Annotated in this window: 1 protein-coding gene; it reads left to right on the forward strand. The window is 56.7% G+C overall.

Going from position 1 to position 18,126, the window contains the following annotated elements:
* The first annotated feature begins 295 nt into the window (after nucleotides 1-295).
* A complete protein-coding gene (locus tag ABD971_RS00625) occupies nucleotides 296-18,058 on the forward strand; it encodes a VCBS domain-containing protein (protein WP_345318442.1) in 17,763 nt (5,920 codons plus the stop codon).
* Nucleotides 18,059-18,126: the final 68 nt, after the last annotated feature.

Below are 18,126 nucleotides of genomic sequence, written 5' to 3' on the forward strand. Positions count from 1 at the left end.
TGGCTCGCAACGGACGTTGGCTCGCCTCTCGTGAAACGCCGACCATCGGTTGATCCATTCATAACGGTCGTGGCGAAATTCTTATCCCATCCCAATCGTCGGCATTATCCGCAACGTCGCCTCAATCCGGTTTCTTTCTCTGATTGTAGAAGTCAACGCTCAAGAGGGCGAAGATAAGTACTAGACCTCTGCATACCCCACTAAGATGGGAGTTTCGTTTCGCACCACGCGAAGGAGTTGCGACGAGGCCGCCGCGGTAGCTTGCCCGACGACGAATCCTTGTGGACTGAAATCGATGAGTCGCGAATTCGACTTTTACCCTCTCGAAGATCGTATCCTGCTTAGCGGCGACGGTCTCGATGGTCTCGATGGGTCGATGGACATTGATTTCGATCTCGAGTCGGCACTGTTGAGTCAGCTTGCCGATGCCGATGGGGAAGTTGTTGGTGATGGTGCAACCGCAGCCCAACAACCGCTGACCCCCGACGCGGGTGTCAGCGATATTGGCACCGTCGATGTGGCCGAAGCGGTGGTTCTGGATCCCGCACAACCGATCGAAGTCGTCTTTGTCGATGCAGGTGTGGAAGATGCAGAGACGTTACTTGCGAATCTCCGCGATGGATCCGAAGATCAAACGCAGTGGCTGATCGTCCGTTTGCAGGCCGACCAAGACGGGATTCTGCAAATCACCGAGACGCTTCGCAATTTGACCAGCGTTGATGCAATTCATTTGCTCAGTCACGGTGACGGCCGGGGCATCCAGCTTGGCAACACACGATTGGATCTCGATGCGGCACCGAACTACGCGGGCGAGATCGCAGCGTGGGGCAATTCGCTTGACTCCGGCGCCGACCTGTTGATTTACGGCAGCAATCTAGCGAGTACGGCGGATGGCCGCACGCTGATCGACTCGCTCGCCGCGTTATGTGATTGCGATGTCGCGGCAAGTGTCGATGCTACCGGAAGCTCGTTACTGGACGGAGATTGGGATTTAGAGTATTCGACCGGAAATATCGAAACGCAAATCGCTTTCTCCTCGGACGTGCACGCCGACTGGCATCACGTGCTCGATTCGACAGCGGCCATCGGTTCCAATTTGGCCGGTGAGACAGTGGCTAACCCGCTCAGGCACGAGATCGTATTCGTCGACACGGCAACGCAAGGCTACCAACAACTCGTTGACGACTTGCTCGCCAATCAAGATGGGACTCGGTATTTCGACGTCGTCTTATTGGATCAGTCTCGCGATGGCATCGATCAGATCAGCGAAACGTTGAGAGGCCAATACAACGTGGACGCCGTCCACATTGTTTCCCACGGAGCCGACGGAGCGGTCAGGCTCGGCAACATCTGGCTCACCACCGACAATCTTGCGGCCTATGAAGACCAGCTGAGCGAGTGGGCGAGTGCTTTTTCGGAAGATGGCGACCTGTTGCTCTACGGCTGCGATTTGGCCGCGAGTCCCGGGGGGATTCAGCTGGTTGACCAGCTGAGCGTTTTAACCGGAACCGATATTGCTGCCAGCACGAACCTCACCGGTTACGCGCCTTTTGGTGGTGATTGGCAGCTGGAATACGAGGCGGGTCAGATTGAAACGCTTGTTTTCGCCAGTTCCGACTTACAGGAGCAATGGGTCGGGCTGATGAGCGTTGCGATCGACGCGACTTCGACAGGCACGAGCACCGGCGGGAACTTTTCCATCACACACACGACGTCGGGCACCGATCGTCTGATGCTTGTCGGCGTGTCATTGAATAAGGGGGTTGGCAACGCAGTCACCTCGGTCACCTACAACGGCAGTAATCTAACTCTCGAAGGCACACAATCCAATGGCGACGCCGTCGTCTACATCTGGTCGTTGGTGAATCCCAGCTTGGGAACGCATAGCGTCAACATCACCGTCAACGGCACGACGGATGGCAATACGGCTGGCGTGATGACATTTACCGGAGTCGATCAATCGACACCATTGGGTGCGTTTGCGTCGGGGGCGGGGGCGTCCGGCGGCACCGGATCGGTCACGGTGTCATCTGCCCCCGGTGACCTGGTTTTTGCAGCGATCGCGGTGGATGACGCGGCAGACTACAACTTGGTTCCCGGCGCAGGTCAAACCGAACACTGGGACCTTCTCGGGGGCGGTGACATCAACGGCGGCGGAAGCACCGAAGCGGGTGCGACCTCGGTAGTCATGGACTGGACTTGGTCTGGAAGCGACAACTGGGCGGCCGGCGGGATCTCGATTCAGGAAGCCGTCAATACCGCGCCCACGCTTGATGCGTCGCAGAGCCCCGCGTTTGATCCGATCACCGAAGACGCGGGGGCTCCGTCGGGAGCGGTCGGAACCTTGATATCCGATTTGGTCGACTTCGCCACCCCGAGCGGTCAGGTTGACAACGTCACCGACCCCGACTCTGGCGCAGAGCTCGGTATTGCCGTTACGGGAACCAATTCCGCTAACGGGACTTGGTACTACACAACCGACAATGGCTCCAATTGGCTTGCTGTCGGAAGTCGCTCGGACACAAGCGCCCTGCTATTAGAGGCCGACGCCAACACGCGGCTCTACTTCCAGCCCAATGCCAACTACAACGGCACCATCGCTGATGCGATCACCTTCCGGGCCTGGGATCAAACCAGCGGTAGCAACGGATCGCTCGCCGATACGACGGGCAGCGGCGGTTCGTCGCTCAATGACACATTCACTGCAGCTTCCAATATCGCCATCACCGCCCACACACCGGACAACGGAACCGGGTGGACCGAAATTTATGACACAAGCAGTGCCACGACCGATGCGACCATCGACGCATCGTTAGACACCGTTCACGGTGGGTCCGATCAAAACGACGTGGGGCAGGCTTACACACTCGATCCCGCTCCCACCGGCGCGGATCAAGCGATTAGTTTCACGCTGTCGGCCATCGATACGACTGACGGCACCAAGCCGGTGGGTGTTTTCGGACGGCGAGTCGACAACGACAACTTCTACTATTTGCAGATCCTGCCCAATACTCATGCCCAGGACAGCCTACAGCTGTCGAAGCTGGAAGGTGGCGTTCGCACCGTTCTGGCAAGTATCGATCTGACCATCTCTGCTTCTGATACGTTCAAGCTTGAAATCACAGACGACGCCAAGAAGATCTACCGCAACGGCGTGGAAGTCCTCAGTTCGGCCGACAACACGCTGACCGCCAGCGGCACATGGGGAATGTATTTTGGTGATTTCAACGGAGTCGCGGGCGGTGGCCATCTTCGGCCCACGTGGGGCATCGACAACTTCTTGGCCGAAGATCTCTCTGCTCCGACCGCATTCTCGGCCGCAACGGATACGGCATCGCTTGTCGTTACTGCAGTCCCCGATGCACCGATCGCGGTGGACGACCATCACGGGATTTCATTCGATGGAGTCGATGATTATGTCAGTTTGGGAAGTGACACAGATCTTGTCTTCACCAACACGATGACGATGGAAGTGTGGGCTCGTCCGACGGCGTATCCTGTTTCCTCGAGCATCCTGCTGAATAAAGAAGGTGAATATGAAATCGGGATCTCTTCAACTGGCAGCCTGATGTGGGCCTTCGCCAACTCCGACCCCAGTTGGAGCTGGCATGACACGGGCCATGTCTTGCAATTGAACCAGTGGGCGCACGTCTCGGTCACCTATGACAATGGGACCATCAATACCTACGTCAACGGAAATAATATCGAGACGTATTATGGCTCGGGTGCGATTGGCGATGCGCACTTGGACAAGGATGACCTGCGAGTGGGTGGCCGCGAGAACAATCCGGCGGGGAACTACTTCACCGGAGAAATCGACGACGTTCGGGTCTGGAGCACCGTTCGTACGCAAACGGAAATCCAAAACAATCTTGACACCACCCTGACTGGGACTGAACCAGGATTGGCGGGCTACTGGAATTTCAATGAAGGTTCCGGTGTCGACGTCAACGATTTGACCGGTAACTCGGCTAACGGCACGCTGACCGACGGCCCCACATGGACTGGGTATTCCACCGATCAGAACACAGCGATCAGCATCGCAGCGAGCAGTGGCGTACTTCGCAACGATATCGACGGTGACGGTGACACCTTGAATGTCAGCCAGGTGCAGGGATCGGCTGCGAACGTCGGCAGCCCCGTCGTGACCGGATCGGGTGCCGTCGTCACCGTCAATGCCGATGGCAGTTTCGACTACGATCCCAACGGCGCCTTTGATTATCTTGCGGCCGGCGAGAGCGGGAGCGACACGTTTAGCTACACCGTCAGCGACGGCAACGGAGGCACTGACACGGCGACCGTGACGGTCACGATCAACGGGTCCGACGATGCCCCGACGATTGTTGCGGTCTCGGACTTGGATGATTCCGGGAACCAAGTGATCGATTTCCAAGGTGGCGACGATACGATCACGCTTTCGGGATTGCCGGTGAACACCGCCGCAGGAACCGATGTGACGGTCGAGTTCTGGATGAACTGGGATGGCGTGGATAACGTGTTACCCTTTGGGTTCGGAGCTTACGACTTGTGGTTCAGTGGTGGTAACATTGGATTCAACACCGCAAACAGCGATCTTTATGGGACGAGTAATGCGGGATTAGCGACAGGTTGGCACCACATAGCCGCCGTTTTCCGCAATGGCGACGCGGCGAGCAGTCGACTGATCATTGATGGTGTCGAACAAACGCTCTCGCAGATTTCAGGCACGCCGAACAACAGCAACGCCTACGCCACCTCCACCGCTCAAATTTCGGGTTGGGGCTACAACGCCAGCTACAAGTTTGAAGGCCAGATTGATCAGGTCCGAATTTGGAACGGCGGGCGAAGTGAGACCTCCATTCGCGCAGACATGTTCAATGAATTATCGGGGCCCCAGACGGGACTGGTCGCTTCCTACTCGTTCACCGGAGCCACCACGGGCGCGGGCGGGGTGATCGACGACAGCGGCAATGGTCACCACGGAACGATGGGCGGGATGACTGCGGCGAACGTGATCAGTGGCAGCGGATTTTCCAATCTTGGCGATCAAACCGTCAACGAAGACGATCTTGTCACGCTCGAGGTTTCCGCGTTTGATCCTGAAAACAGTGCGTTGACTTATACCTGGACTCAAACCTCCGGTCCCGCCGTCACGCTGAGCGATGTGAACGCCGAAAAGCCAACCTTCACGGCGCTCGAACAAGTGAGTGATTACCAAGTCGTTTTCACCGTGGACGCTTCCGACGGAACAAACGCCACCACCGAAACGGTCACGATCACCGTTAACGCCGTCAACGACGCTCCGACGATCACAAGTAATGGTGGCGGCTCAACGGCTGCGATCAATGTCTTTGAGAACGTGACTGCCGTTACCACGGTGACTTCGTCCGATGCCGACGGTGGCGCCCCCGTTTACAGCATTGTCGTTGGCGACGACTCTGCGAAGTTCGATATTGATTCCTCCACAGGCGTCTTGACCTTCATTTCGGCACCCGACTTTGAGAATCCGACAGATGTTGGACTCGACAATATTTACGATGTGATCGTGCAAGTAAGCGATGGAACGTTGACCGACACGCAAGCGATTTCAGTCACTATTATCGATGTCTCGGGTTCGCTTGTGGTCACGACCACAGCGGATAATAACGACAGCGGAATCATTGCCGGAGCGTCGTATGACATCGAATGGCTCAACGCAAATCAAGGCGCTGACAACGCGATCAGTCTGCGTGAAGCAATCATCGCCGCCAATAACACGGCAAACATCGATGTCAACACGCCGGATGCGATTCACTTCGATCTATCCACCGCCGATGTCAATTATCACGGCAACGAAAACGGCCAATTCACGATCACGCTAACATCGGCGCTCGACACGATTACTGACGCGGTGATCATCGATGGCTCGACCCAATCCAACTTCGTCGGAACTCCGGTCATTGAACTGGTGGGCGACGTCGCCGGAGCGGGCGTGAACGGGTTGAACATTACAGCTGGCAGTAGCACGATTCGCGGGCTGGTCATCACGGGTTTCGATGGCGATGGGATTCACATCTCTGGAGCGGGCGGCAATACGATCGAGGGCAATATCATCGGCTTGCGACCGGATGGCAGCGGCGTGATCGGCGGAGCAATCGGCGGTTGGAACGCGGATGATGGGGCAAACGACATCGTCAGCAACAATGACGGCGTTTTGGTTAATGGTGCGACCGTGTCCGACGGTATCGTCGGCCAAGCGTTCGAGTTCGATGGCGTAGACGACTACATCGATTTGGGACAGGGTCCGGAATTTGACCTAAATAGCTTCACGATGCAGGCATGGGTCGAAGTCGATGCGACCACCAATGTTGGCGACAAACGAATCATCAGCCGAGACGATATCAGCACACCCGGTGCCGGTGGACGGGATCTCGTCTCACTTAAATCGAGCCAAGGAGGTGCATTGGATGGACATGCCGCATTTGACATTATGGTCGATGGTAATTTTGCGTCGATTAGTTCATCTTCGGCACTGACAACGGGATGGCATCACATCGTGGGGATGCGTGACGGAAACACCCTGCGTTTGTATGTTGACGGTGTTTTGGTTGCGAGCACAACGACGACAGTTACGCAAACAATCCGTCCCAATGCCAATCTTGTGTTGGGGCAGGTCAGCCCCGAATATAACGGCGAGTTTTTCCAAGGCAAAATCGACGAAGCCGCAGTTTTCGGGCGTGCCCTTTCCGCCGAAGATATCTCGGCGAGTTACAACGCTCAGTTTGGAGGCAAGTCACCGACATTGACCTCGCAAGTCGCTTATATGCAAGGCGAGAACAGCATTGAGGATGCTCGTGGGCTCGCCGCGATGACGACGACCGGGACGATTGCGTACACCGATGGAATCATTGGAAACGCATTTGACTTCGGTGCAACGGGCACCATTGACGCTGTTGACCCGGACGAATTCAATCAAGAACAGTGGACCAACACGTTTTGGTTCAACGCGGATGATACGACTGCGTATCCGAGCCTGATGGCGCGAGAGTTTGCGGACGGACAAGGGTACACGATTCACTTGGATCCTGGCGGAGAAGTCCGGGTCCGTGTGGACACTGCTGCATTGACGAATCAAGTCGTATCTCACGGCACCGGATTAGACGATTCCCAGTGGCACTTCGTCGCGGTGACTCATGACGGCGCCAGTAACACGATCACACTCTCGGTTGACGGAGCTGTGGCATCGACCTTTTCCTACACTGGCGAATTCAGCGATCCCACCGGCGGCAAATTCACCGTCGGCGGTGCGGCTGTAGGTACGAGTCAGTACGGCGGGTTGATGGATGAGATTCAAGTGCATGGTCGCGTGTTAAGTGCGACTGAACTCACCCAGCTGTACAACAGTGGTCTTCGCGGTGACGTCGGTAACGCCGGCGACGGGATGGCAATCGTCAGCTCGGCAGGCAATTTGATCGGGGGTGCGACAGCAGCGGCACGCAACGTCATCTCGGATTCTGGAGGACACGGAATCTCCATCAGTGGCGCTGACGGGACGATCATTCAAGGTAACTTTATCGGAACGAATGTTACCGGCACAATGGGCCGTGGTAACCTGGGCGCCGGTATTCTCGTGTCGGGCAACAACACAATCATCGGAACCGATGGCGATGGAAACAATGATGCCGATGAAGGCAACTTAATCGCAGACAACGATATTGGGATCGACGTTTACGGTGACTTTACCACGATCGCCGGCAATGAAATCGGTATGTCGGGTACCTCTCAAAACGATGGCATCCGCGTGCGTGGTGGATCGGTTAGCAACATCATTGGTGGGACCGCAGACGACACCGCCAACACCATCCATTTCAATACAGCCAGTGGAGTCGCCATTCTGCCAGACGGTGAAGCATCGTTACTTGGCAACGCGATCAACAGCAATACCGGTCTCCAGATCGACATCAACGATGACGGCGCGTCCGCCAACGACGGCGACATCGTTGCCACCGAAGGCAACGACGGCATGGACTCGCCCACGATCACAACGTCGAATCTTCAGGGTACGACGTTGTCGCTTGATGGGTTTATCGGGATTTCGTCGTTGGGCGACACGGATTTTGCCGGTGCTCGCGTTGAGTTTTTCACCAGTGATGGAAACGGTGCGTTGACCTATCTCGGCTTCCTGATCGCCGACGCCAACGGATTGTTCTCGGGCAATTTGGCGGTGAGCGGATTGACGGTCTCCGACACGCTGATCGCGACAGCAACCAATAGCGGGGCCAGCGTCACATCGGAGTTTGGCCAATCTCGCGCTGTCAACACAAAACCCATTTTGACAGCCAACGGACCGGACGCGACTTATACCGAAGACGACCCATTCCAGCTGATTGACCCAACGATCACCGTTACCGATGCCGATGGTGTCGATTTCGACGGCGGCGTCTTGACCGTTCATAACAACAGCGGACAAGCGACGGACAATCTCGCCATCATTCATCAAGGCACCGGTGCTGGCGAGATCGAAATTGCAGGTTTGGACGTCAAGATTGACGGCATCACCGTCGCGAGTGTCAGCGGTGGGGTCGGCGCAGCCAGTGATTTGGTCGTGACGTTCACAGCGGCAGCCGACGCGGCGGATGTACAAGCTGTTGCACGTCGCATCGGATTCTTTAGCACTTCACAGACCCCTGACACGACCGATCGCACTATCGACATCACCATCACCGATGGCGATGGTGGAACAAGCACGACCGAAAATGCCACGGTCAAAGTCGTAGCAATCAACGACGCCCCTGTTGTCATTGCACCGGGCAGTGCTCTAGCAGCGACCGAACAGGTCGGATTTGCGATCCAGGGCACCGGTTTCACCGTGACCGATGTCGATGCGGCCAGTGGTACGATGACGGCCACGATCGATGTCGGCGAAGGAGCGATCTCGGTTGCCGCAGGCGACTCGGGCGTTTCGATCAGCAGTGGCAATGGCACCGGGACCGTCACGATCACTGGCACACTGAGCCAACTTGACAACCTGCTAACTGGCGCGAGCACCGGCACGATCACGTATTTAAACAGCAGCGACACACCGAGTGCATCGACCACGATTACGGTCACGGTGAATGACAGCGGCAACACCGGCGCCGATCCGGGACTGACCGCGGACGGAAGCAGCGAAGAAGGTTCGGCGAGCCAGACGATCAACATCACCGCGATCAACGACGATCCGACGAATCCCGGCGGGCTGCCAAGTGATATCACGGTGACTGAAAACGTGAGTGGTGATGTCGATCTGTCACAAATCAACCTCAATGATGTCGATCATGGCGGAGGAAATTTGACGATCACGTTAACCACCGCGACCGGCGGCAATTTATCGGCGGCAAGCGGCGGTGGCGTCACGATTGGTGGCAGCGGTAGCGGAACTCTGACGCTGACCGGGGCGCTCGCGAACCTGAACACCTATCTCGATTCCGCCAGCAACATCCAATACCTGCACTCGACCGCGAACCTCAACGGGGACAACGCAGACTCGATCGTGGTCAAGGTCAACGACAACGGCAACACCGGCTCGGGGGGCGGCACCGATATCAATCTTGGCACGGTAAACGTCGACATCACGGCCGTCAACGATGCCCCCGTGCTTGATAACTCGGGCACCGTGATCCTGTCCACAATCACGAAGTACCAGACCGATAACGACGGTCAGTCGGTCGCTTCGATCATCGCCAGCGCGGGTGGCGACCGCATCACCGATCCTGATACTGGCGACAGCGAGGGAATCGCGATTACGTCGCTGTCCAGCGGCAACGGAACCTGGCAATATTCCACCGATGGGGGAAGTTCCTGGAACGCGGTCGGGACGGTTACCGATTCATCTGCATTGCTGCTGCGCGATACCGATCTGGTTCGATTCGTTCCCAATCCGGCTAATGGAACCACCGCCAGCTTCACGTTCCGTGCCTGGGACCAAACCAGCGGCACCGAGGGAACCAAAGTCAATGTTTCGGTCAACGGCGACGCGACCGCGTTCAGTACCGCGAGCGAAACCGCGAGTATCACGGTGGTGGACGCCAATGCGGCTCCGGTACTTGACAACAGCAAGAACCCGGCGCTGGATGCAACAAACGAAGACGCGGGTGCCCCCTCGGGAACCGTCGGAACGTTGGTGTCATCGCTGGTCGATTTTTCAAGTCCAGCGGGCGAGGTGGACAATGTCAGTGATGCAGACAGCGGTGCGGCGTTAGGGATCGCGATCACGGCAGTCGATACCACCTATGGAACCTGGTTCTACTCGATCGATAACGGCAGCAACTGGAACGCGTTGGGTGCGGTTTCCGATGCCAACGCCCGTTTGCTATCCGCCGATGCCGACACGCGAGTCTATTTCCAACCCAATGCGGACTATCATGGAACCCTCGCCAACGCCATTACCTTCCGAGCCTGGGATCAAACCACTGGCAGTAACGGTGGTTTTGCCGACACGAGCTTCACGTCGGACACGTATTTGGACACGTTCAGCGCGATTTCGTACAGCAATAACAATGGTTCGCTTTCGTGGTCAACCGATTGGATCGAAAACGACAGCGGCGGTGGCGGTGCGTCAGGAGGTAAATACTTTATCTCCGGCGGTTTGCTGAATGTCGGTGAATCCAGTGCAACGAAATATGTCTATCGCGAGGCCAACTTAAGTGCTGCGACCACGGCAACACTCTCCTTTGATCTGACCACCAACAATCTGGGAGGAGGCGGAGCGATTCATGCTCAAGTCTCGTCCAATGGCGGCAGCACATGGACGACACTGTTAGCGGTCACATCGGGAACGGCAACGGGGACGAAGAGTTTCGACATTTCTGCATACACCGCATCGAACACACAAATCCGTTTCTACGACAATAACGGCGGCGGAAAAGAAATCCTGGTCGACAATGTCCAAATCGCCGTAACGACTTCGCTGTCCGGCGGAACCACCGCATTTTCTTCCAACACTGACACGGCGAGCCTGACGATCAATCCGGTCGCCGATACCCCTTCGGTAACTGACGCGACCACAGACGAAGACACCCAATCGACCAGTGGGTTGGTGATTTCGCGGAATGCAGCCGATGGTGCGGAGGTGACTTATTTTAAAATCACTGGTATCACCAACGGCACGCTGTACAAGAATGATGGGGTGACGCAGATCACCAACGGTTCGTTCATTACCGTGGCCGAAGGTACCGCCGGACTGAAGTTCACACCTGATGCCGATTTCAGCGGTACTGGCAACTTTACGATCCAGGCGTCGACGTCTGGCAACGACACGGGGCTCGGTGGCAGCACGACGGTTGCCAATGTCACCGTCGATGCCGTCAATGATGCACCTGTGATTACCGGTGGACCCGATTCACTTGGTTTGACCGAAACCGATGCCGGTCTGACGGGAAGCGGCTCGTTCACCGTCAGTGACGTGGATACGACTGACAACGTCACCGCAGCCGTTGATTCGGTTTCTGTTGGCGGCACGGGATCGGGCAGCCTGCCCGCTGGTTTAGACAACAACACGCTGCAAAGTTTTCTGACCGTCACGCCCACCGCCATTCTCGATGGAACCGAGAACAGCGCCACCCTCGCCTGGAACTTTAATAGCGGTAGCGAAGCGTTCAACTTCCTGGCTACCGGCGAAACCTTGGTCCTGACCTATACCGTCAGTGCGACCGACGACAACGGGACTCCGCTCAGTGATACTGAAACCGTCACCGTCACCATCACGGGTACCAACGATGCCCCAGTGATTACCGGCGGTCCCGATACACTCGGCCTGACTGAAACCAATGCCGGATTGACGGGCAGTGGTGCGTTCACTGTGACGGATCAAGATACTTCCGACTTGGTCACTGCAGCCGTCGAGTCGGTTGGGATCAGTGGGACGGGAAGCGGCAGCGTACCAGGAAGTTTGACGAATACGACATTGAAAGGTTTCTTGTCGGTCACTCCGACTGCGATTCTCGATGGCAACGAAACCACCAACACGTTGACCTGGAACTTCAACAGTGGGAGCGAAGCATTCGATTTCTTGGCCAACGGCGAAACCTTGATCCTGACCTACACCGTCAGCGCTACAGACGACGATGGCACACCGCTCAGTGACACTGAAACAATTACGGTGACGATCACAGGCACCAACGATCAACCGGCAATCACGGTGGTCGATGTCGCCGGTGCGGTCATGGAAGACGCATCCACGCCGAATCTAACTGACAGCGGCAGCGTTACCTTTGCGGAAGTCGACGAGACGGATCTAATCAACTCATCGGTTGCACTGAGTGGCACGACGACCACCGGACCTACGATTCCGTCGGGGCTGGCAACGGCGTTAGCATCCAGCGTCAGCATCACACAAACCGGCACCAACGACGGCTCGATTGCCTGGGATTTCTCGGTTGACAACAGCTTGGTGCAGTACCTTGCCGATGGGGAAACGATCACGGCGACCTACACCATCACCGTGACCGATGACAGTGGAGCTGGCAACAACACGACCACGCAGGACGTCGTTGTCACGATTACGGGAACCAATGACCAGCCGACGATTACCGTGGTCGATGTCACTGGTGCCGTGACCGAAGATGCGACGACACCGAACTTGACCGACAGCGGCAGCGTGACTTTTGCCGAAGTTGACGATACTGACCTGATCAACTCGAGTGTCGCACTAAGCGGCACGACGACCACGGGACCTGCGATTCCATCGGGATTGGCGACGGCATTGGCATCCAGCGTCAGCATCACGCAAACTGGCAGCAACGATGGTTCGATCGCTTGGGATTTTTCGGTTGATAACAGTTTGGTGCAGTACCTCGCCGATGGCGAAACCATTACCGCGACCTACACGATCACGGTGACCGATGACAGTGGGACGGGTAACAACACGACGACTCAAGATGTCACCGTCACGATCACGGGGACCAATGATCAGCCAACGATTACGGTCGTTGATGTCACTGGCGCGGTCACCGAAGACGCCACGACACCGAACCTGACTGACAGCGGCAGCGTCACCTTTGCCGAAGTCGACGAGTCCGACCTAATCAACTCGTCCGTCGCATTGAGTGGAACGACGACAACGGGACCTGCGATACCGTCGGGGCTGGCGACCGCGCTGGCATCGAGTGTCAGTATCACGCAGACCGGCACCAACGATGGTTCAATCGCTTGGGATTTCTCGGTTGACAATAGCTTGGTGCAGTACCTCGCCGACGGTGAAACCATCACGGCGACTTACACGATCACGATGGGCGACGACAGCGGCACCGGTAACAACACGACGACTCAAGATGTCACCGTCACGATCACCGGAACGAACGACCAGCCGACGATTACCGTCGTTGATGTCACCGGCGGCGTGACCGAAGATGCGACGACACCGAACCTGACCGACAGCGGATCGGTCACCTTTGCCGAAGTCGACGATACCGACTTGCTTAACTCATCCGTTGCGTTAAGCGGTACGACGACGACAGGACCTACCGTGCCTGCCGGATTGGCCACAGCACTAAGCTCCGCGGTCAGTCTCACGCAGACCGGCACCAACGACGGCTCAATCGCCTGGGATTTCTCGGTCGACAACAGTTTGGTGCAGTACCTCGCCGATGGCGAAACAATTACCGCGACCTACACCATTACCGTGACCGACAACAGCGGAACCGGCAATAACACGACGACTCAAGATGTCACCGTCACGATCACGGGGACTAATGATCAGCCAACGATAACGGTCGTTGATGTCACTGGCAATGTTACCGAAGATGCGACGACGCCGAACTTGACCGACAGCGGATCGGTAACTTTTGCCGAAGTCGAAGACACGGACACAATTAACTCGAGCGTTGCATTAAGCGGCACAACGACGACCGGTCCAGCGATCCCGTCGGGGCTGGCAACCGCGTTGGCATCCAGCGTCAGTCTCACTCAATCTGGCAGCAACGACGGTTCGATCACTTGGGATTTTTCGGTCGACAACAATTTGGTGCAGTACCTGGCCGATGGGGAAACCATTACCGCGACGTACACGATCACGGTGACCGATAACAGTGGCACCGGCAATAACACAACCACTCAAGACGTCACCATCACGATTACGGGAACCAACGACCAGCCAACCATTACCGTGGTTGATGTCACTGGCGCCGTGACGGAAGACGCGACGACACCGAACCTGACTGACAGCGGCAGCGTGACTTTTGCGGAAGTCGACGACACTGACTTGCTCAATTCGTCCGTCGCATTGAGCGGAACAACGACCACGGGACCAGCGATTCCATCTGGACTAGCAACCGCGTTGGCCTCCAGTGTCAGCATCACGCAAACCGGCACCAATGACGGTTCGATCGCATGGGATTTCTCGGTTGATAACAGTTTGGTGCAATACCTCGCCGATGGCGAAACTATCACGGCGACCTACACCATCACCGTGACCGACGACAGCGGAACTGGCAACAACACGACCACACAGGACGTCGTTGTCATGATTACCGGGACTAACGATCAACCGACGATTACCGTGGTGGATGTCACTGGTGCCGTGACTGAAGACGCGACGATACCGAACTTGACGGACAGCGGCAGCGTGACTTTTGCCGAAGTTGACGATACTGACTTGCTAAATTCGTCGGTCGCATTGAGCGGCACGACGACCACAGGACCTGCGATTCCATCGGGATTGGCGACGGCATTGGCATCCAGCGTCAGCATCACGCAAACTGGCAGCAACGATGGTTCGATCGCTTGGGATTTTTCGGTCGACAACAGTTTGGTGCAGTACCTCGCCGATGGCGAAACCATTACCGCGACCTACACGATCACGGTGACCGATGATAGTGGGACGGGTAACAACACGACGACCCAAGACGTCACCGTCACGATCACTGGCACCAATGATCAACCGACGATCACCGTGGTGGATGTCACCGGCGCCGTGACCGAAGACGCTACGACACCGAACCTGACCGACAGCGGCAGCGTCACCTTTGCCGAAGTCGACGAGTCCGACCTAATCAACTCGTCGGTCGCACTGAGTGGCACAACGACCACGGGACCTGCGATCCCATCGGGACTGGCCACCGCGTTGGCATCCAGCGTCAATCTTACGCAGACCGGCAGCAACGACGGTTCGATTGCCTGGGATTTCTCGGTCGACAACAGTTTGGTGCAGTACCTCGCCGACGGTGAAACCATCACGGCGACTTACACGATCACAGTGGGCGACGACAGCGGCACCGGCAATAACACGACGACTCAAGATGTCACCGTCACGATCACCGGAACGAACGACCAGCCGACGATTACCGTCGTTGATGTCACCGGCGCTGTGACCGAAGATGCGACGACACCGAACCTGACCGACAGCGGATCGGTCACCTTTGCCGAAGTCGACGACACCGACTTGCTTAACTCATCCGTTGCGTTAAGCGGCACGACGACGACAGGACCTACCGTGCCTGCCGGATTGGCCACAGCACTAAGCTCCGCGGTCAGTCTCACGCAGACCGGCACCAACGACGGTTCGATTGCCTGGGATTTCTCGGTCGACAACAGTTTGGTGCAGTACCTCGCCGATGGCGAAACAATTACCGCAACCTACACCATCACCGTGACCGACGACAGCGGCACCGGCAATAACACAACGACTCAAGATGTCACCGTCACGATCACGGGGACTAATGATCAGCCAACGATTACTGTCGTTGATGTCACTGGCAATGTTACCGAAGATGCGACGACGCCGAACTTGACCGACAGCGGATCGGTAACTTTTGCCGAAGTCGAAGACACGGACACAATTAACTCAAGCGTTGCATTAAGCGGCACAACGACGACCGGACCAGCGATCCCGTCGGGGCTGGCAACCGCGTTGGCAACCAGCGTCAGTATCACACAGACCGGTACCAACGACGGCTCGATCGCATGGGATTTTTCGCTCAACAATAGTTTGGTGCAGTACCTGGCCGATGGGGAAACCATTACCGCGACCTACACGATCACGGTGACCGATGACAGTGGCACCGGCAACAACACGACCACACAAGACGTTACGGTTACGATCACGGGAACGAATGACGCGCCTGTTGCTGGCGTGGACACGGCAACGGCCACAGAAGCCGGCGGCATCAGCAATTCAACTTCCGGTGTCGATCCAACCGGTAACGTGCTGGCCAATGACACCGACGTCGACACAACCGACTCGAAATCGGTCAGTGGTGTGGTGGCGGGTAACGCCGTAAATGCTGTCGGGTCGGTCGGCGCGAGCGTGGCTGGTTTGTACGGCAGCGTGACGATCCAAAGCGATGGAAACTACGTCTACAACGTGGATAACGGCAATTCGTCGGTGGAAGCACTTCGTACGTCCGCCGACACTCTCGAAGACGTTTTCACCTACACCATGGTCGACAGTGAAGGAGCATCGTCTACTCAACAGATCACGATCACGATCCAAGGCGTGAACGACGCCCCGAACGATCTGACAGCGACAGGAATGACGATTGATGAAAACCTGGCAAATGGACAGGTCGTCGGCACGGTCTCGCCGAGCGATGTCGATTCAGGAGACACTGCGTCGTATCGATTGACGGATGACGCCAGCGGTCGGTTCGACATTGACAGTTCTGGAAACGTCGTGGTGTTGGATTCCAGCAGACTCGACTACGAAACCGACACGCAACACGATATCACTGTCGAAGTGACCGACACAGCAGGCGGAACGTACTTGGAAACGTTCACCGTTACGATCAACGATGTGGATGAATATGACGTCGTGGCGTTGGGTGATTCGGATGCATCGGCGAATCAAGTCGATGAGAATGCCAGTGGGGGCGTCTACGTTGGAATTACCGTAGGGGCCGTCGACGCCGATGCAAGTAACAGCACGATCACTCACACCCTGGTGGACGATGCGGGTGGACGTTTCGAGATCGACGCTAACACAGGCCAAATCGTAACCGCGTCTGCCGCACCACTCAACTACGAAGTCGATACGTCGCATGATGTCACTGTACGAAGTGTTTCGGCGGACGGCAGCGAAGTGTTCCAAACCTACACGATTGATATTCTTGATATCAACGAGTCCTCCGTTGCAGTAGACGACTCCTATAGCACCATCTCTGGACAATCGATTTCATTGACGACGCCTGATCCGATCGCCAACGACACCGATCCCGACGGTGATGCATTGAGACTCGTGCTCGTCACAGGTCCATCCAATGGCACGTTGTCAATCGATGTCAATGGAGTGATCACCTACACTCCGACCGCTGGCTTTTTCGGCATCGATTCCTTCACTTATCGCAGCGATGACGGCAGTATGCTGAGCGACAACATTGCAACGGTGTCGATTACTGTTCAAGCGGGTGCCGGAGCTGGCGGTGGATCAGGCAGCGGCGGATCGGGCAGCGGTGGTTCAGGCGACAGCGGCTCCGGTGACAGCGGATCTGGCGATGGCAACGGCGACACGAGCGGCAGCGGAGACACGTCCGGCGGTGACTCGGGCGACGGAGACAGTAGCGATGTCGATGCTGGATCGACGACAGGGGCGGTCCCCCTCGTTCCCGCGAACGTCACCACTCCGAATCAGAGCGACGATGCGTCCAACGAAAAAGGACAATCCAAACAGTCCACGGCTTCGGTAAGTCGCGACTCAACCATCCAAATGACGGACAGCAACCAAGAAGAATCGGATCATGGCTTGGAGAGACAAGGATTTTCATGGGGCGGCTCCTCGAGCATGCATATGAAACGAGGCAACGTTCAAATGTCTCAAATGCTTGATCAACTGTTGGTCGTCGATTTGGTGCAAGCGATCCAGTGGACCGAATGGAACAACGCGGACGGAGGACCGCCGGAAGACTCGACGTTCTTCGGGGCCGGCGAGCTCGGTGGACTCGGGGTCGGTGCGGGACTCGCGTCCGTCGGTTATGTGTTATGGGCACTTCGTGGCGGCGTATTGCTGACCACCATTTTTGGCAGCTTGCCTGCTTGGCGAATGATCGACCCATCCGCACTGCTGTCGGTCTATCGTGAATCCGATGGCGTTCGCAAATCCAAAGCCGACGTGACCACCTTCTTGGATTAGGCAACCAGGTTTCCATTGATTACGTCGGGGCGACGGTTGTGCCAATCATGACAGTCGTCGCGAAAATC

Origin of the sequence: Novipirellula rosea (assembly GCF_039541335.1) — a bacterium.
GTDB classification, from domain to species: domain Bacteria; phylum Planctomycetota; class Planctomycetia; order Pirellulales; family Pirellulaceae; genus Novipirellula; species Novipirellula rosea.

Excerpts from the sequence above, each read along its gene's own strand:
- ABD971_RS00625 (WP_345318442.1), top strand. The coding sequence starts at position 296 with ATGAGTCGCGAATTCGACTTTTACCCTCTCGAAGATCGTATCCTGCTT.